This window comes from Methylocystis sp. (assembly GCF_051061285.1).
In the GTDB taxonomy this organism is placed as follows: Bacteria; Pseudomonadota; Alphaproteobacteria; order Rhizobiales; family Beijerinckiaceae; genus Methylocystis.
The window spans coordinates 53,061-70,684 of the sequence record NZ_JBPFEA010000034.1; the positions used below are offsets into that span (position 1 = coordinate 53,061).

At 62.2% G+C, this 17,624-nt stretch carries 17 protein-coding genes and 1 other RNA gene; 5 read left to right on the forward strand and 13 right to left on the reverse strand.

From position 1 onward, the window contains the following. Positions 1-18 precede the first annotated feature (18 nt). Together ACR65T_RS12605 and ACR65T_RS12610 are read left to right on the forward strand one after the other, a co-directional pair. Positions 19-726 carry a class I SAM-dependent methyltransferase gene (locus tag ACR65T_RS12605; protein WP_434496805.1) on the forward strand — a complete coding sequence of 236 codons (708 nt, stop codon included), beginning with the start codon at positions 19-21 and terminating at the stop codon, positions 724-726. A gap of 3 nt (positions 727-729) precedes the next feature. Then, positions 730-2,049, forward strand: coding sequence for an MFS transporter (locus ACR65T_RS12610; protein WP_434496806.1), 1,320 nt, complete (start codon positions 730-732; stop codon positions 2,047-2,049). Positions 2,050-2,160: 111 nt separating this feature from the next. Here the strand turns inward: ACR65T_RS12610 and ACR65T_RS12615 are convergent, their stop codons facing one another. Continuing rightward, positions 2,161-2,622 carry a pseudoazurin gene (locus ACR65T_RS12615; RefSeq protein WP_434496807.1) on the reverse strand — a complete coding sequence of 154 codons (462 nt, stop codon included), beginning with the start codon at positions 2,620-2,622 and terminating at the stop codon, positions 2,161-2,163. A 171-nt stretch (positions 2,623-2,793) separates the two neighbouring features. Beyond that, complete coding sequence (locus tag ACR65T_RS12620; protein ID WP_434496808.1) at positions 2,794-4,605, reverse strand: ABC-F family ATP-binding cassette domain-containing protein; 1,812 nt, start codon at positions 4,603-4,605, stop codon at positions 2,794-2,796. A 100-nt stretch (positions 4,606-4,705) separates the two neighbouring features. Between ACR65T_RS12620 and ACR65T_RS12625 the strand changes: the two genes are divergently transcribed. Beyond that, positions 4,706-5,380: a class I SAM-dependent methyltransferase gene (locus tag ACR65T_RS12625; protein ID WP_434496809.1), complete on the forward strand. Its 675-nt coding sequence runs from the start codon at positions 4,706-4,708 to the stop codon at positions 5,378-5,380. On the opposite strand, the gene ACR65T_RS12630 is transcribed toward ACR65T_RS12625, so the two are convergent. Further along, on the reverse strand, positions 5,369-7,012 hold the full coding sequence (locus tag ACR65T_RS12630; protein WP_434496810.1) for a L,D-transpeptidase family protein: 1,644 nt from the start codon (positions 7,010-7,012) through the stop codon (positions 5,369-5,371). The genes ACR65T_RS12625 and ACR65T_RS12630 overlap by 12 nt on opposite strands. Positions 7,013-7,488: 476 nt before the next feature. On the opposite strand from ACR65T_RS12630, the gene ACR65T_RS12635 reads away from it, so the two are divergent. Beyond that, positions 7,489-7,803 (forward strand): type II toxin-antitoxin system HicB family antitoxin, encoded by a 315-nt coding sequence (locus tag ACR65T_RS12635; RefSeq protein ID WP_434496811.1) that lies wholly within the window; start codon positions 7,489-7,491, stop codon positions 7,801-7,803. On the opposite strand, the gene ACR65T_RS12640 is transcribed toward ACR65T_RS12635, so the two are convergent. The 9 genes from ACR65T_RS12640 to ACR65T_RS12680 all read right to left on the reverse strand — a co-directional run bounded on the left by ACR65T_RS12640 (position 7,769) and on the right by ACR65T_RS12680 (position 15,540). After that, positions 7,769-8,092, reverse strand: a complete 324-nt coding sequence (locus ACR65T_RS12640; RefSeq protein WP_434496812.1) for a type II toxin-antitoxin system HicB family antitoxin — start codon at positions 8,090-8,092, stop codon at positions 7,769-7,771. The genes ACR65T_RS12635 and ACR65T_RS12640 overlap by 35 nt on opposite strands. Next, positions 8,089-9,861: a helix-turn-helix domain-containing protein gene (locus ACR65T_RS12645; protein ID WP_434496813.1), complete on the reverse strand. Its 1,773-nt coding sequence runs from the start codon at positions 9,859-9,861 to the stop codon at positions 8,089-8,091. Before ACR65T_RS12645 ends, ACR65T_RS12640 begins: the two co-directional genes overlap by 4 nt. A gap of 291 nt (positions 9,862-10,152) precedes the next feature. Continuing rightward, entirely contained in the window at positions 10,153-12,501 is a 2,349-nt protein-coding gene (locus tag ACR65T_RS12650) for an ATP-dependent helicase (protein ID WP_434496814.1), read from the reverse strand. 130 nt (positions 12,502-12,631) lie between these two features. Next, complete coding sequence (locus ACR65T_RS12655) at positions 12,632-12,928, reverse strand: ribbon-helix-helix domain-containing protein (protein ID WP_434496815.1); 297 nt, start codon at positions 12,926-12,928, stop codon at positions 12,632-12,634. Beyond that, positions 12,925-13,119, reverse strand: a complete 195-nt coding sequence (locus tag ACR65T_RS12660; RefSeq protein WP_434496816.1) for a DUF4169 family protein — start codon at positions 13,117-13,119, stop codon at positions 12,925-12,927. The genes ACR65T_RS12655 and ACR65T_RS12660 overlap by 4 nt, the downstream gene beginning before the upstream one ends. Then, positions 13,119-13,709 (reverse strand): SspB family protein, encoded by a 591-nt coding sequence (locus ACR65T_RS12665; RefSeq protein WP_434496817.1) that lies wholly within the window; start codon positions 13,707-13,709, stop codon positions 13,119-13,121. Before ACR65T_RS12665 ends, ACR65T_RS12660 begins: the two co-directional genes overlap by 1 nt. 101 nt (positions 13,710-13,810) lie before the next feature. Beyond that, positions 13,811-14,168, reverse strand: a transfer-messenger RNA (tmRNA) gene (gene ssrA / locus ACR65T_RS12670). 60 nt (positions 14,169-14,228) lie between these two features. Next, positions 14,229-14,834, reverse strand: coding sequence for an aminoacyl-tRNA hydrolase (gene pth, locus ACR65T_RS12675; RefSeq protein WP_434496818.1), 606 nt, complete (start codon positions 14,832-14,834; stop codon positions 14,229-14,231). Between the two features lie 64 nt (positions 14,835-14,898). Then, entirely contained in the window at positions 14,899-15,540 is a 642-nt protein-coding gene (locus ACR65T_RS12680) for a 50S ribosomal protein L25/general stress protein Ctc (RefSeq protein ID WP_434496819.1), read from the reverse strand. A 239-nt stretch (positions 15,541-15,779) separates the two neighbouring features. On the opposite strand from ACR65T_RS12680, the gene ACR65T_RS12685 reads away from it, so the two are divergent. Then, positions 15,780-16,115: a PepSY domain-containing protein gene (locus ACR65T_RS12685; protein ID WP_434496820.1), complete on the forward strand. Its 336-nt coding sequence runs from the start codon at positions 15,780-15,782 to the stop codon at positions 16,113-16,115. Positions 16,116-16,131: 16 nt separating this feature from the next. On the opposite strand, the gene ACR65T_RS12690 is transcribed toward ACR65T_RS12685, so the two are convergent. After that, the gene (locus tag ACR65T_RS12690; RefSeq protein WP_434496821.1) at positions 16,132-17,616 is read right to left on the reverse strand and encodes a CoA transferase; all 1,485 of its coding nucleotides are present in this window, start codon (positions 17,614-17,616) and stop codon (positions 16,132-16,134) included. Positions 17,617-17,624: the final 8 nt, after the last annotated feature.

Genomic DNA, 17,624 nt, shown 5'->3' on the forward strand with positions numbered 1-17,624 from the left:
CGAGAAAAAGGCTGGCTTATGAACGCCGATGTAAAGAGCGCATACTCAGGCGAGATTTTCGATCTCTGGGACACCTATGAGAAAGTCGTCGTCAAAGATTTCATGTTTCACGCGGCGCTCGGCGAAGAGGTCGAGCGCGCCTTGCGCGAGCGCTTCGAGGGGCGAGCCTTCTCACTGCTCGATCTCGGTTGTGGCGATGCGCATGTCTTTGCGCCGATTCTGCGCCGGATCCCGCCGTCGAGCTACAAGGGGATCGATCTTTCGGACACCGCGCTCGCGCGCGCAGCCGAAAATCTGAAATCTCTGCCATGCCCCGTGCAGCTCGCGCATAGCGACATGCTGTCGGCTCTTTCCGACGGCGCCTCCTATGATGTCCTCCACAGCAGTTTCGTTCTGCATCACCTGTCGACCGAGGACAAAGCGGAATTCTTCCGCCGCGCGTCGCGGGCGCTCGCGCCCGGCGGCCTGCTGTTGCTGGTCGACACGATGCGCGAGGAAGACGAAACGCGCGATGACTATCTGAGGCATTATTTCGCCTGGATCGAGAAGGATTGGAGCGGCCTTTCGCGGGCTGAAAAAGACGCGATTTTCGATCATGTCTCGACAAGCGACTATCCGGAACCATTGTCGCTTCTAGAGCGACAGGCGCGCGCTGCGGGTCTGACGCGCTTGCCGGGCGATGTTCCGCATCGCTGGCACCATCTCATGCGCTTTGAGCGGGCCTAGCCGATGTCGGAAGCGGCGGTCGCAGCCGCTCCAAAGCCGGGCGCGGCGCGCGAGGCCCTCGACGCCGACCGCGTCGTCGCGAAAGTGGCGCGGCGACTGGTCCCTTTTCTCGTCACGGCCTTTATCGTCGCCTATCTCGACCGCGTGAATATCGGATTCGCGGCGCTGACGATGAATGGCGAACTCGGCTTCACGCCGGAATTCTTCGGCTGGGGCGCCGGCATCTTTTTTGTCGGCTATTGCCTGTTCGAAGCGCCGAGCAATTACATCATGCATCGCGTCGGCGCGCGCATCTGGATCGCGCGCATCATGGTCAGCTGGGGCCTCGTATCGGCGCTCACCGCCTTCATCTGGAACGAGGCGAGCTTCGTTGTTCTGCGTCTGCTGCTCGGCGTGATGGAAGCCGGTTTCGCGCCGGGCGTCATTCTCTATCTCACCTATTGGATCCCCGCCGCCCAGCGCGCGCGCGTGCTCGCCAGCTTCCTGATTGCGGTTCCTCTCGCCAGCGCGATCGGATCGCCGATCTCGGGATTCATCCTCGCCTCGCTGAACGGCGTCGGCGGGATCAGCGGCTGGCGCTGGCTGTTCCTGATGGAGGCGCTGCCGTCGATCATTCTCGGGGTTGTCTGTTTTTTCTATCTGCCTGACGGACCTCAGTCGGCGAAATGGCTCACGTCCGGCGAAAAGGCGTCGTTGCGCGCCGTGCTCGAGCGCGAGGCCGGGCGAGATCATGGCGACCATTGGCGCGCGCTCAAGGATGTGCGCATTCTGATTCTCGGCGTCGCCTATTTCGGGATCGTCATTGCGCTCTACGGCTTGAGCTTCTGGCTCCCACAAATCATCAAAGCTTTCGGATTCGGCGTCGTCGCGACGAGTTTGCTGGCGTCGATTCCCTATATTTGCGCCGCGCTGGCGATGTGGGCCTGGAGCCGCAGCTCCGACCGGCGGCGTGAGACCGTCGGCCACACGGCGCTCGCCGGCGTCGTCGGCGCCATGGGACTGGCCTGCGCCGCCTACGCGCCGACGCCGTTGCTGTCGATGATCGCGCTGTCCGTCGCCGCTGTCGGCGCGATCGCGGCGCTGCCGACGTTCTGGAGTTTCACGACGCTGGCGCTCGGAACGGGCGACGCCGTGGTCGGCGTCGCGGTGATCAACTCGATCGGCAATATCTCGGGTTTTGCCGGGCCTTACCTCGTCGGTCTCGTCAAAGGCGCGACGGGCGAATTTTCTGACGCGCTGCTCGCGCTCGCCCTGGGACCGCTGATCGCAGCTTTGCTGATTCTCCGCATCGGCAGGGTCAGCCTTCGATTTCTTCGCGCCTGATGTCTTGTGCCGGCCATTTCTCGGCTCCGGAGAGAGGCTTTCGCCGCGGCGAAAGCCACTCTCGTTGCGACTGATTGGGCGTTCGCCAAAGCCGCATTTAGGCGCGAAGCCTCAGAGGCTCCCCAGAAGTTTCGTCATGACCTCGCCCGCCTTGCCGGGCAGCTTCGCCTGCTTGGCGGCGTCGAGATTGGTCGGCTCTCCGACGATGACGACGCCGACCATTCCCAGCGTGTAGTGCGGATCGCAACGGAAGCCATAGACGCCGGGCGTGGACAGTGTGATCGCCAATTCCTCATTGATCTTGCCGCGGAATGGCTCGGCGCCCGAAGGGAGCAACTCCTTTATGGTGACGGCGTTATGCCCCTTGTCGGCCGCGACGAATTTAATCGTGTCGCCCGGTTTGATCCGCACGACCTCCGGCTCGAACACCATATAACGGTCCGCGCCCTTGTTGAGCATTTTGATCTCGACGGTTTCGCCCGCCACCGAAGGGCGCGACCATCCCATGAGGATCGCAAGAGCCAAAGCGGTCGCGCCGAAAGGGCGGCCAAGAGTGAGATATGCGCGTGTCACGAAGCTTTCTCCCTGGAACTATTATTAGTTGACGCGCCGATGCAAGTTTCCCCGCGGCGCTTCTCTTGGAAGAGAGCCAGACATCTAGCTATGCTGTTTTCGATCAGCAATAACGAGCAGCAAAACTTTGCATGGAAGACTTCCATTGTGCTGCTGTAGAGTGGAAGCCTTCTAGTTTGACCGCTCTTCCTCGCGCTTGATTTCGAGCGCAAGCCACTCATCTTCGGCCTCAGCGATGTCAGCTTGAAGCGCGGCGAATGCTTCGCTCGCCTTTGCGAATTTGGCCGGATCGCGCGAATAAAGCTCCGGGTCATCGAGCAGTCTCTGCAATTTCGCGCATTTTTCCCGCCACGCGTCGATCTTGCCGGGCAGGGTCGCGAGCGCATGCTGCTCCTTGAAGGAGAGCTTCTGCCGTATCGCCGCCCTCTCGCGCGGCGCGGGCTTTTCTTTCGTCTCCCGCGCTGAGGCGAACGCGCCCCGCGTCTCCACGCCCTTGCCGCGCTGGGCGACCATGTCGCTATAGCCGCCGGCATATTCAATCCAGCGGCCGTCGGCGTCGCTCATCAAAACGCTGGTTGCGACGCGATCGAGAAAATCGCGATCATGGCTGACGACGATGAGCGTGCCGGGATAATCGGCGAGCATTTCCTCTAAGAGATCGAGCGTTTCGAGATCGAGGTCGTTGGTTGGTTCGTCGAGCGCGAGGAGATTCGACGGCTTCGCCAGCGCCCGCGCAAGCATTAGGCGTCCGCGCTCGCCGCCCGAAAGCCTGCCGATGGGCGTGCGCGCCTGTTCCGGCTTGAACAGGAAATCCTTCATGTAGCCGATGACGTGCCGCCGCTCGCCATTGATTTCGATCGTGTCGGAGCCGCCGCCGGTCAGCGCGTCCTGCAAGGTGGTTCCCGGATCGAGACTCGCGCGGCTTTGCTCGAGAGTCGCCATTTCGAGATTGGCGCCTAATCGCACCTTGCCGCTATCGGGCGCGAGCGCGCCGGTCAGCAGGTTGACGAGCGTCGTCTTGCCGGCGCCGTTCGCGCCGATGATTCCGATGCGATCGCCCCGCAATATGCGCGTCGTGAAATTCTCGACGATGACGCGTTCGCCGTAGGACTTGCCGATCTTGATCGCCTCGATGACCAGCTTGCCGGACAGCTGCGCTTCGCTGGCTTCGAGTTTCACGTCGCCGGTCGGCATGACGCGATCGCGGCGCTCTGCACGCAGATGATGCAGCCCCCCGAGTCGCTTCATGTTGCGCTTGCGCCGCCCCGAAACGCCGTGGCGCAGCCAATGTTCCTCGGCGACGATCTTGCGTTCCAACTTGTGCTGCTGCTTTTCCTCTTCCTCCAATTCCCGGTCGCGCCAGGCCTCGAATTCCTTGAAGCCGCGCGCCAGATGGCGCGTGCGGCCGCGGTCGATCCAAAGCGTTTCCCGGGTCAGATCCTGAAGGAAGCGGCGGTCATGGCTGATGAGCACGAGCGCCGAGCGCAACGCCGCGAGCCTTTCTTCGAGCCACAGGATCGTTGGCAGATCGAGGTGGTTCGTCGGCTCGTCGAGCAGCAGAATGTCGGGCTCAGGCGCGAGGACGCGGGCGAGCGCCGCCCGTCGCGCTTCGCCGCCCGAGAGGCGTGCGGGGTTTTCGTCCCCCTCGAGCCCCAGATCGTTGAGCAGGGTTCTGGCGACGTGAGGATCGTCGAGCGGCCCGAGGCCAGCTTCGACATAGGCCAGCGCCGTGGCGAAGCCGGAAAAGTCCGGCTCCTGCGGCAGATAGCGCAGCGACGCGCCGGGTTGCAGGAAGCGCACGCCGCCGTCCGGCTCGATTTCGCCGGCCGCGATCTTGAGCAGCGTCGATTTGCCCGAGCCGTTGCGGCCGACGACGCAGAGCCGCGCGCCTGTCGCGACGGCGAAATCGGCGCCCTCCAGCAGCGGCTTCCCGCCGAGCGTGAGCATAACGCCCTGGAGGGCGAGGAGGGGCGGAGGGGCCATTGGAAGCTTAGCAGCGTCTTATGAACATGAGATAAGCTTCTTCCACGCAGCGGGGTCGGTTGTCACCCCCGAAGCCGTCGATAGTCCTGGAGCGAGAGCGATGCCGATCACCACCGAGCAAATTCACGCCGGACAGGCGGTCTACACGCCGAATATGCTCGCGATTTACGATGTGCTGGTGCTCGGCCTGTCCAATCGCTGGATCTGGAAATGCCCGACGCCGCGGCTGCTCGCCCATTACGATCGGCACGTCAGCGGCAATCACCTCGATGTCGGCGTCGGCACCGGCTATTTTCTCGATCGCTGCCGTTTTCCGACTGCGACGCCGCGCCTCGCGCTGATGGATTTAAACCGCGACGCGCTGCAATTCTCGGCGCGACGCATCGCCCGCTACCGGCCCGAGATCTATGTGCGCAATGTCCTAGAGAAAATCGACTTTGACGGCGCCAAATTCGACTCGCTCGGCGTCAACTATCTCCTGCATTGCCTGCCGGGCGACATGGCGACGAAGGCGCGCGCGTTCGATTTCCTGTCGCCTTTGATGAACCCCGGCGCCGTCGTCTTCGGCTCGACGCTGCTGCAGGGCGGAGCCTCGCGCAGCTTTGCGGCGCAGAGGCTGATGGCGTTTTACAATTCCAAGGGCGTATTCTCGAACACGCAGGACGATTTGGAGACGCTGACGCGCGAACTCGAAAAGCGCTTCAGCGCGGTGAGCGTCGAAACGGTCGGCTGCGCCGCGCTGTTTTCGGCGGCGGTGAAAGGTTCAGGCGCCTAGCCCCAACGCCTTCCGCACCCGCGCCGAATAGCCATAGAGATCGGGGCGCAGCACGATTCGCCCGCCTTCGTCGACATAGGCGGTGAAATATTCGATGTGGATCGGCAGCGGCTTGGCGAGATTGATGTAGCGCTCCGAGCCGCCGATAAGCCGGCGAACGCGGCTCTCCGACCAGCCGCTGCCGGGGCCGAGCACGGCTCCGGCGAAGGCGAAAGGCGCGTCGACGCGCATGCAGCCATGGCTGAAGGCGCGATGCGACGCGGCGAACAGGTTGCGCGACGGCGTATCGTGCAAATAGACCGAAAAATCGTTCGGGAACATGAATTTGATGCGACCAAGCGCGTTGCGCTCGCCAGGCGGCTGGCGCACCACGAGCTTGCCGCCGCGATAGGACACGTTGAAGCCGCTCGCCGCGATGGCGGCGACGTCGCCGTTCGCCTTCGGCAGCATCTCCTTGTTCAGGATCGACGGCGGCACGTTCCAATACGGATTGACGATGATGTACTGCAGCGCGTTGGAGAAGATCGGCGTCGGAGTCGCCTCTTTGCCGACGATGATTCGCGTGCGATGCGTCACCTCGCCATTGCGCACGACGGCGAGTTCAAAGTCGGGAATATTCACCTCGACCCGCTCTTCGCCAAGGTCGCGCGGCAACCAGCGCCACCGCTCCATATTGGCGATGATTTCGGCTTCGACTCGCGAGGTCGAAGCCTTGGCGAGCCCGGCGGCGCGGCGCCGCTTGGACTTGCTTGCGGGCGGCAGGACGTCGCTCTGGGTGACGTTCCCAGTGGCTGCGGCGTAAAGTCCGTCAGAGGCCGGCGCGCTGGCGCGCTGCGTTCTCAGCTCGATGAGTTTTTCGCGCAGCTGCTGATAGCCATAATGCGCGGGATTATAGGCCTGCAGCGCGTCGCCGGCGATTGCGCCGGCGCCGGCGACTTCGGCCACGGCCAGCGCCGGATCGGGGAGGGTGGTTTTCGCCCCGACGAGCCGCGAAATGTGCTCAGGGTCGATCCGGGCGCCGCGCGCCTGCAGCGCAAAGGCGGCGATGGCCTCCGACAGAGCGAGTTCGTCCGCCGCCGTGGGCGCCGCCTTCTCTGCGTCGGGCGCTGCATAGGCGCGAAGATCGAGCCCGTCATCGGCGGCGAGCGCGAGGCGCGCGAGCGCGGCCCGAGCCGAGGCGCGCCATTCTCCATTTTCGATCCACAAGGGCGTGAGATCTCGGGCGGTGTAGGCGGCGGCCAGCGCCGCGCGCAGCCGACGACGCTCCGGCCCGAGAGCCGCGTCGCCGGACGCCGCCCAGGCGTCGAGCGCCAGGGCGAGACCGCGCTTCTCCTCGGGCTGAAGGCTCCAGGCGAGGTCAAGCGGGTCCGGCTTGGCAGGCTCGGCGCGCAGCTCGACATCGAGCAGGACCGCGGCTGGCGCGGCGTCCGCGACGGCGAAAGCGGAATTTTCCAACGGCGCGCGGGTCGGAACCCGCTCGACGTCAAAGAGCGCGACGAGCGGCGGCGGGTTGAAAAGTTCAGCGCGGCGCGGCGGATATTGCGCCGCGACCGCAGGAGCGACGAACGCCGACAGGGTCGCGGCCGCAAATACGATGCGGAGAATTCGCCCGGCATTTCCGCCAGCGGTCATGGCTTTACCTCGCGCGAACCTCGTCGCGGCGAGGTCGGAGCGCCTTTCCCAAACGAAATATGGGCGGAGCGCCGCCGCGCGGCAATCCTCCATTGCTTCGCCGGAACAGTAACGCGCGGCGTCAGGCTTGGGAATCGGCGCGCGGCGACGCGCCTCGCTCAGCCCCCGAAAAAGCCTGACTGTGGCGGCGACGCCACATGGCGCCGGGCTCCGAATCCAGGTTAGCGAGGCGTCCCACCGCGTCATGGCCGCGCTTGTCGCGGCCAGCCACGCGACGACACGAGGCAATTGTGAGAACATCAGCCGAATGCCGTCTCCGCGCGATGCGTTTTGCGATGTCCCGGCGTGGATGCCCGGCACAACGGCTGAAAGCGAGCTGAAATAAGCCCGAGGTCAAAGCCCTGCACAGTGGCGCCGGGCGATGGCGGGCAAGACTCGAACGCGCTATGATTTGTCGTGGATCCCAGAGGCCGCCAATGAAGCCCTACATCGTCATCGTCCATAAGGACGAACACAGCGCCTATGGCATGAGCTTTCCCGACGCGCCGGGATGTTTTTCGGCGGCCGACGAGATTGACGATATCTTCGCCATGGCGACTGAGGCGCTGGAGCTTTGGGCGGAGGGAATGCGCGAGGACGGAAGCGACATCCCAAATCCGCACCTTCTTTCCGAATTGAAGGCCGACATTCGATGGGTGGAGGATTTTGCGGACGCGGCTTTTATCTTCGCGATTGATCCGCCGTCCAGTCGATCGATCAAGCGGCCTGACTCAAAGGATGATGCTCAATGAGCGCGACCATGTAGCGCGCGATGTCTTCCGCGATTTCCGGGTCGCGCTTCAACTCGGTCAACGCCCGTGGAGATGGGACCTCGTCTCCGTGTTCTTTCGCGACATCGATCCACAGAGCGAGCGCCTCGGCGGCGTTCGTCATCGCCTCATCCAATGAGTCGCCGGCGGAGATGCAGCCGGGCAAGTCGGGAAACCAGACGCCGACAGCCTTCCCTTCTTCCTCTTCGACAATGGCGACGTAATGCGTCATTCGCGTCAGTCCTTCGAGGCTTAGCACTGCCTTGCTCATTTACTGCTATCTTTGAGTCGTCTAGCGACAACCTTGAGGCTGTGACTGCAATAATCAATTTGAGTCTGCATATCCCGCTCTTTAAAAACCTCAAGAGCTTCACTTAAGCACCGTTGTGCCTCGAGTAAGTCTTCGTGCTTTGTTTCGATGCCATCGATGCCGGCGTGCGCTCCATAAATCGCTCCAATATGCATTTGTATTTCTGCCCATTGATCCGGGAACTGTTCCTTGGTGTAAATGTGCTGAGCAACGGTCCACGAATGAATCGAGCGAACGAGACAAGGCTCAATCATCTCTCCCTGTTCCGTCCCCGCCATATCCCAAAAAATGCGGGCTAGCGAGGCGTGTGCTTTGGCAAAATGAAAAGGGAATCGCGCCTCGGGATAAGTCTCAATTGCGGCTGACACAGCCGCAACGGCCCGAACGCGCAAAAATCCTCGGTCTTCTGGCTTGGTGTCTTTTAACCTTGCAAGCCCTGCTAACGCGTTTCCGAGATTGTGATTCGCAACACCCCAAATCTCCGGGTAGCTGCATTTTTCTGCTGCGACTATAGCAGCCTGAAATGAGCCAATGGCCTCCGTTAGCATCGCTTCTTCGTCCTCAACATCAGAGTAGTTGAGCTTTTCTAAGGTTGCGCCACCCAAGCTATTGTGGACACATGCCAAGAGGTGAGGTCCAGCGCCTTGCATCAGTAGCTGATCTCTTGCGGATTTCAGCATTGATTTTGCTTCCGAAAGCGCATCATCATCCTCGGTAAGCTTAACTATTTCGAATAGGCAGTTTCCTAGCGAAATCTTCATAGCAGTTATATCAAAAGGATCGTCGCCTTCCTTCAAATCGGAGAGACCTTCTCGTGCGTAGTCGACAGCCTTCGTCAAAAACGTAAGCGTCTCTGGTGCTCTCCGGCCTTCGGCAGCATTTCGGTATAGCAAGCTCAATTGATAGCGCGTCTTAGATCGCACAGCCCGATCTTCCGCTACGAAATCCGTTAAAACTGTTTCGAGCAGACGCGCGCCGACATGAAATGTTCCTGCCAACGACCGTCTACCAGTTTCATAAAGTCGATGTGCTAAATTTTGTAAAAGCTGGACACCTTCCGCCTTATCAAAGGGCATGAAAAATTCGGCAGCAGAACGATACAACTCGACCGCCCTGTCATCATCGCCTTTAAGTAAGCTCGTATCGGCTCGTAGAATGCGAAGGTTGGCTTGAATACGGACCTCGTTCAGCGTTCTGGAATGCTGCTGAACATCTTCTGCCTCGATTAACAGAGCATCTACTTCATCAAAACGACCGTGATCGAGAGCCGCTTCGGCAGAGGCCTTTAGATTTCCAAGTTTGTGGTCGGCCTCGTCGATCTTTCTAATCCGCTCCCGCAACTGAGCCCATTCGTGAGCCTTGTCCCTAAGAAATTCATCTAGATCCGACAACGTTGCGTTGGGATTGTCGTTTTCAAACTGACGTGCAACTACCTCAACTAAATTACGCGCTTCACGATAGGCTCTGTCCAAATCTGCGTCGGGCTTACCATTTGAGGCCTTCGCACATTGTTCGATTTCGTCTTCTGTTATTTCCAAAAGGGCAATTATCGGATCAATCGTCTTGGGGTGAGGGTTGGCAACGGTACCGTTCTCCAGCTCGCTGATCCGACGTGTTTTACCGGGGGTTCCGAAGGCATCTTCGGCCAACTGTGTTTGAGTAAGTCCTTTCGCTTTCCGACGCGAATGAATCAAGGCTCCAAGGGCGGAGCCGAAGGTCTTTGATGCCATTTCCGCATCTACTCCGCATTTTTTCCGCGGCTAATCCGCAAATTTTGAGCATCAGGATTCGCTATGCATAAGCCCGCATCAAGTGCAGGTAACAAAGCGATACTCGAACCAAATGAACAGCAAAAATTTGGCTCTCTTGTCGGCAATCCTTGGTTTTGCAGGACTGTTCAACGCGCACGCTGCAGCGCTTGCGACGATAGTTGCTCTCGTCAGTGCATTCATAGCACGTCAGGAATAAAAATCGCCGGAATGCAGCGTGTTTCACCCTGTGCCAGCTAACTCCAGGTTCGCTCACCCCGCCTGCACAAAACTCTCCAACACCATCTTCCTGCCGGCCTTGTCGAAATCGACCGTGAGCTTATTGCCGTCGACCGCCGCCACGGAGCCAGGCCCGAACTTCAAGTGAAACACCCGCGCGCCCACTGAAAAGTGCGAACCGCCGGACGAGCGGGCGATCACTTCGCCCTCGATCGTCACGGGCTGCTTGCCGCGTGCGCCGCGCATCTCGCCGCGCCCGGCGTCGCCCCGCGTCGCCTGCGCGCGCTTCCATCCGGGCGTCGAATAGTCGGAGCCATAGACGTCGAGATTGGCGAAGCGCGAGACGCCATAGGAGCCATATTGCGAGCCGCTCGGCGCCTCGACCACCTCGACATTGTCCGTCGGCAGATTGTCGATGAAGCGCGACGGCACGGTCGCTTGCCACAGCCCGTGAATACGCCGGTTGCTGGCGAAATAGATCTTGGCGCGGCGCTTGGCGCGCGTCAGGCCGACATAGGCGAGGCGGCGCTCTTCCTCGAGGCCGGCGCGTCCCTGTTCGTCGAGCGTGCGCTGGCTCGGAAACAGCCCTTCCTCCCAGCCGGGGAGATAGACGGTCTCGAACTCGAGGCCCTTGGCGCCGTGCAGCGTCATGATCGACACGCGCTCCTGATCGACGGCGCTGTCGGCCTCCATGACGAGCGACACATGTTCGAGGAAGGACTCAAGGTCGGGAAAGGCCTCCATCGCCCGGACAAGCTCTTTCAAATTGTCGAGCCGCCCGGTGGCCTCTGGCGTCTTGTCCGAACGCCACATCTCCGTGTAGCCGGATTCATCGAGCACCTGCTCGGCAAGCTCATGCTGCGGCTTTGAATCGATCAGCGTGCGCCAGCGGTCGAAATCGCCGATGAGGCCGCGCAGCGCGCCGCGGGGCTTCGGCTTCAGCTCCTCGCTTTCGACAAGAACGCGCGCCGCCTGCATCAGCGGAATGGCTTCGCGCCGCGCATATTCATGCAGCATCTGCAGCGTCGCGTCGCCGAGGCCGCGTTTGGGCGTATTGATGATGCGCTCGAAGGCGAGATCGTCGGCCGGCTGCGCGACGCAGCGCAGATAGGCGAGCGCGTCGCGAATTTCGAGCCGCTCGTAAAAGCGCGGGCCGCCGATGACGCGATAGGGCAGGCCGATCTCGACGAAGCGCTCTTCGAATTCGCGCATCTGAAACGACGCGCGCACGAGAATGGCGATCTCTTCGAGCGAATGGTTCTTGCGGCTCAGCTGCTCGATGTCCTCGCCGATGCTGCGCGCTTCTTCCTGGCTGTCCCAGACGCCGGTGAGCGTCGGCTTTTCGCCCTCGCCGCCATCGGTGAACAGCATTTTGCCGAGCCGGCCTTCATTATGCGAGATGAGATGCGAGGCGGCGGCGAGAATATGTCCGGTCGAGCGGTAGTTGCGCTCCAGGCGGATGACCTTGGCGCCGGGAAAATCCTGCTCGAAACGCAGGATGTTCTCGACCTCGGCGCCGCGCCAGCCATAGACGCTCTGATCGTCGTCGCCGACGCAGCAGAGATTTTGTTTTCCCGGCGCCCGCTGCGAGATCAGCCGCAGCCACAGATATTGCGCGATATTGGTGTCCTGATATTCGTCGACCAGAATATATTTGAAGCGCCGTTGATAATCGGCGAGCACATCCGGATTGTCGCGAAAGAGCCGCAGGCTCTCCATCAAGAGGTCGCCGAAGTCGACGGCGTTCAAGACCTTGAGCCGCTCCTGATAGAGCGCGTAAAGCGCCGCGCCTTTGCCGTTGGCGAAGCTCTCGGCGTCGCCGGCGGGAACCTGCGCCGGCGTCAAGCCGCGGTTCTTCCAGCCATCGATGCGCATGGCGAGCGCGCGCGCCGGCCAGCGCTTGTCGTCGATGTTCTCCGCGCGCAGCACCTGCTTCAAGAGGCGGATCTGATCATCCGTGTCGAGAATGGTGAAGTTGGGCTTCAGCCCGACGAGTTCGGCGTGTCGGCGCAGAATCTTGGCGCTGATCGCGTGAAACGTGCCGAGCCATTGCATGGCCTGCGCGCCCTCGCCGACGAGCGCTTCCACGCGCTGGCGCATCTCGCGCGCCGCCTTATTGGTGAAGGTGACGGCGAGGATTTCATAGGCGCGGGCCTTGCCGAGCGCCAGGATGTGGCCGATGCGCGTCGTCAGGGCGCGCGTCTTGCCGGTGCCGGCGCCGGCGAGCACGAGCACCGGCCCATCGAGCGTTTCGACGGCGGCGCGCTGCTCGGGGTTGAGCGCGTCGAGATAGCGCGGCCGTCCGGCGCTCGCCGCGGCGCGGGCGGCAAGCCCGCCCGTCTGCGGCGCGTAATCGTCGATCTCGGGCGGAGGGCTCTTCATGATTCTTCAATCATATAGGAGAACGGAAGGCGAATCACGAGATTGCAGCGCTTTCACCTCCCCCTTGAGGGGGGAGGTCGCTCGCCGCAGGCGAGCGGGAGGGGGTGAGAAACGTAAGTGTGGCGGCAGTTCACCCCACCCCGGCCTGCTTCGCAGGCCGACCCTCCCCCTCCAGGGGAGGGTGTAATTCCAGCGCCCGCTCCAGCACGAACACTCTCAGCGCCGACGAGAGATTCGCCTCTCCGCGCCCCGCATCCACCCGCGCGATGAGCGCCGGGAGCGACACGTCTTCCTGCGCGGCGATGTCCTTCAGCGCGCGCCAGAAGGCGTCTTCAAGAGAGACGCTGGTGCGATGGCCGGCGATGACGACCGAATGCTTGACGACTCGGCGGGAACTGGCGTCCTGAGGCGCCTGCGCCTCGCTCACGCCGGATCGTCCGCTTCCCGCTCGCGCCGATGCGCCTCAAGTCTGGCGCTTTCCAGCTGCGCCTGCGCGGCGGTCAGCTCCCGCTCGGATTTGCTGCGCCCGAAGGCTGCGCGCTTCGCTTGCGCGGCGTCGTCCTTAACGCGGCGGTCGCGTTGTTTGCGCGCGCGCCGCAGATTGACGATCTCGCCCATCAGGGCTTTTTGCGGAAGGCGTCGATCGAGACGATCTTGTCGTCGCCGTCTTCCTTCGCTTCGACCGGCTTAAGTTTTCTTGGCTTATCGGCGCTCGGCGTCTTGTTCGGCTCTGCTTTGGCGGGATCGACCTTGGCCGGCTTGAATGCCTTTACCGGGTCCGGCGTTTTCGCGACAAGACTTGGTCCCGGGGAGGGCGCGTCCTCCTCTTCGTCTTCCTCAAGCGCGTCTTCGGCGCTCTCAAAGCGCAGGCCGAATTCGACGGCGGGATCGAAAAAGCCGGTGACCGCCGAGAAGGGCACGTAGAGATGCTCGGCGACCGAGCGGAACGACAGGGTGACGCCGAAACCTTCTTCGTCGACTTCCAGATTCGACCATTGATGCTGCAGGATGATCGTCAGCTCGCTCGGCCATTGTTCGGCGAGGCGGCGCGAAATCGTGACGCCCGGCGCGTCGGTGCGGAAGCTGATGGTGAAGTGATGATCGCCGGGCAGATAGCCGCTCTCGGCGACGTCGCCCAGCACTTTGCGCATGACGCCGCGCATGGCGTCCTGAACGAGAAGATCGTAGCGAATAATGTCTTTAGCCATCGCGTCGCGCCAGACTGCCATCCGTATGGTCGACCGGCTACTGTTTCCGACCGCCATGCCTGCCGCGCTTGCATCACGGCGGCGCGGCGCGAGAAAATTGAAGTGGAGGCTTCTGTTGCCAGGCGCCTCCTGACCCCGCCTAGAAGTGCTAACCCCTAGGGCTTAATTCCCAGTTTGGGCGCCGCATTACGCGGCGACGGCCACCGGAGCATAGTTGTCGTTGGCAACTATAAGTTTGACCCGATAACGGCGGTATCATGCCGAGCAAAAAATCACCCTTTACACCCTCGTCAATCCTATTTCGCCCCCGCCAAAACCCGCCGCGCGGACGGGCTTTGGTGGAGGCGCCGGGTACCGCCCCCGGGTCCGAATGGTTTATTACGGTGTTCGTTTATCGCCATAGCCGACGCAAGCGACGGCAGATTGAATATAGGCGCTTGCGGGATTTTGTGAAAGTCCCCACCGTGTGCGTCTTCAGCGCTTTTGTCGAAGGGGACGTGTGGCGCGAACGAGCCTGGCCTATTGCGCGCCGACGCGCTTCACCGCGCCAAAGCCCTTCGCGTCGAGGGCCAGATGCAGCCGGTTCTGCAGCCCGGCGTCGTCGCCCTTGACGAGCAGTCCGGCGTTTTCGGCGATCGCCTCGCAGAGCGCAGCCACCCAGGGCTCCTCGCTCTTGGCGAAATCGCTGAGCACATAAGCATGGACCAGCGCCTTATCGCCGGGGTGGCCGATGCCGAGCCGCAGCCGCTTATAGTCATTGCCGATATGCGCGGTGATCGAGCGCAGCCCGTTGTGGCCCGCGACGCCGCCGCCGGTCTTGATCCGGCATTTGGCTGGCGCGAGATCGAGTTCGTCGTGAAGGACGACGATCTCATCGAGGCCAATCTTGTGAAAACGCGCGGCTTCGCCGACCGAACGGCCGCTCTCGTTCATATAGGTCTGCGGCTGCAGCAGCATGACCTTTTCGCCGCCGATCGCCCCTTCGCTGACGAGGCCCTGGAAGCGCGCCCGCGCTTGTGGAAAGCCGTGTCGCTTGGCGATCGCTTCGAGCGCCATAAAGCCGATATTGTGCCGGTTCTTGGCGTAGGCGCGTCCGGGATTGCCGAGTCCGACAAGGAGCAGCATGTGAGCCTCTGACATAAAAATGGCCGGGCGAACCCGGCCATTATCACGGTAAGCTTCGCAGCGTTTACTTCTTCTTTTCTTCCTTGGCGGGAGCGGCCGCAGGCGCTGCTGCGGCGACCGGAGCCTCCTCGGCGCCGCCGCCAGCGGGCGGCGTTAGGCTCGCGACGGTGAAATTCTTGTCGGGATTCGTGGGCTTGCAGCCCTCCGGCAGCGGAATCGCCGAAATATGCAGCGAATCGTTGAAGTCCATGCCCGTCAGGTCGGCGGTGATGGCCTCCGGAATATTGTCGGCAGGCACCCACATCTCCACCGTGTGATAGACGATGTTGAGCGCGCCGCCGCGCTTGATGCCAGGCGCCGCTTCCTGGTTGGTGAAATGCACCGGCACTTGCACGCGCAGCCGCGAACCCGGCTTCAGGCGCAGGAAATCCACATGCATCGGCGTGTCTTTGATGACGTCAAGCTGATAGTCGCGCGGGATGGCGCGCTCCTTCTTGCCGTCGATGTCGAGCTCGAAGATCGTCGTGAGGAAGTGCCCGGCGAAGATCAGTTGAGAGAGACTCTTCTTTTCGAGCGAGAGCGGCTGCGGCGCTTCGCCGCCGCCATAGAGCACTGCTGGTATACGGCCCTCACGGCGAACGCTGCGGGCGGCCCCCTTGCCTGTCCCGCTGCGCACCGTGGCCGCGAGCTTCTTGGTCTCGGCCATGTCGGTGTCCTTTAAATCAAAAGAAAAGGCGCTGCTTCGCCTCCAGGGGTGTCGGAAACGCAGGCGCCGCGGCGCTTATAGGGGACCGCGCCACGGGAGGCAAGGCGGAGGGCCGGAAACATTCAATCGACCCCCTTTCCGATAGCGGCTGGCGCCTCATATGGCCGCAGATCGCTCGCCTTTTGGGGCGGCATGGCGCAGCCGCGGCTTCGTTCCGGCTGCAAGAGAAAGGGTTCAACATGCGTATTCTGGTGACGTGCATCGCGCTTCTCGGGCTCGTCGGCATGGCGGCGACGCCGGCCCAGGCCGACCGTCGGCTCACCCGTCAGGAGAAATCAAGCATCCGATCGGCGATGAAGGACATGGGCTGTTCGGGGGGCAAGATGGAATTCGACGATGGAAGATTTGAAGTCGACGACGCCAGGTGTCGGGGCGGCAAAAAATACGATCTGACGTTCGATCAGAATTTCAAGATGACCAGCAAGGAGCTCGAAAACGGCCGTGGCGGGTATTATGGCAGCGGACGTTACAACACGCGCGATAACACCCGCAGCCACAGGCGCGGCGTGTATTAACGCCGCCGTTCGGCAGTCATAGGATTTGCCGCCCGCGCATATGCGCGACGCCGCGCCGGAAGATCGACGCTGGCCGGTGCGGCGGCGCGTGTGGCGCGATAGCATCAGGTCCCCACCCGATGTCGAGCGTTGAGGAGCCTGGAAAGCTTCCGGCGCGATCCACATAGGGTGGGGTTTTCTCCAAGTGAATCGCCGGCGCAACCCTCGTCAACAGACCGAGCGGGGAGTCCTGATCGACCAGATAATGATTGAGATCGTCCTGGCTGATGGGAACGGGCGCTTCCGCGTTGGCGGCGAAACGCATGCCGAGCATGGCCGTCCTGGCGAGCGACACACGAACGATCCAGCGGCCGCCTTCCTCTGCGCGGCGCAGTAGAGCGGAAAGAACGCCGAGCGCGCCGAGGCAGCCTGAACCGTAATCATTGAAATAGGCGGGAATGAGCGCCGGCTCGCCAAGTTCAGCACTGTGCGTGGCGGCGAGGCCGGTCGCCGCCTGAGCGAGCTGCTCCCAACCGCGCCGCTCGGCCCAGGGACCCTGAAAACCGTAAGCGTTGACCTCGACGTAGATCAGGCGCGGGTTGATCCGCCACAACTCCTGCGGCCCGAATCCTCGCTTCGCCAGCGATCCCCAGCGAAATCCCTGCACGAAAACGTCGCAGTCGCGAATGAGATCGAGCGCGCGGGCGCGATCAGCGTCGGCGCGCAAGTCGATATAGGCGGTCTTCTTGCCGAAGGACGTGTCGATGTCGAAGCCGAGAATATGGTCGAGATAGGGGTTGCGACAGTGAATGACGTCGGCGCCATGCTCCGCCAGCAGTTTGCCGATCGTCGGCCCGGCGACGACATGCGTGAAATCGAGCACGCGGAGCCGCTCGAGCGGCCGCGCGACGGCAGGCGTGAAAGGAACGGGCGCCGCGTCGCCCTGCCGCACAAGCTCGATCGGCGGCGTATCGCCGATCGCGCGGCCTTGCGGATGCGCGCGCCACTCTTCAGGGCTGCGCAGGGTCGCCGCGCAGAAGCCGAGCGCCGAAAGTTCGTCCTCCAGCGCCTGCGCATCGAAACGCGCAACGGCTTTGGCGATGGCTTCGCGCTCGTTTGGGCAGTCGAGATAGCGCAATATGCCGTCGCGCAGATGCTGATAGGCGCCATTGAAAAAGATGCGCCGTCCATCGCGGGTGCGATAGAAATTATTCACCGCCGTATGCACGGCGCTGATGTCGAATTGCCAGCCGCCTTGAAAGAAATAGGCGATCTCGTTGAACAGCAGGCCCGCGTGCCGCCGATCGATTCGCACCTGCTGCGCGCCGAGGCCGCGACTCTCGCCGATCGAGGCGATTGTTGCGCCGATCGCGCCCATCAGCGCGACGGCGAAGTCATGAACCTCGATCGGCGAGTCGACATAGCCAAGCGTCTGATCGACATGAACATGCGACGAATGTTGAGGTAAGTTCAGTCCTTGCGCGATCGCCGCGAGAATTTCTTTTTGCCGCGCGCTGTACAAGTCTTCAA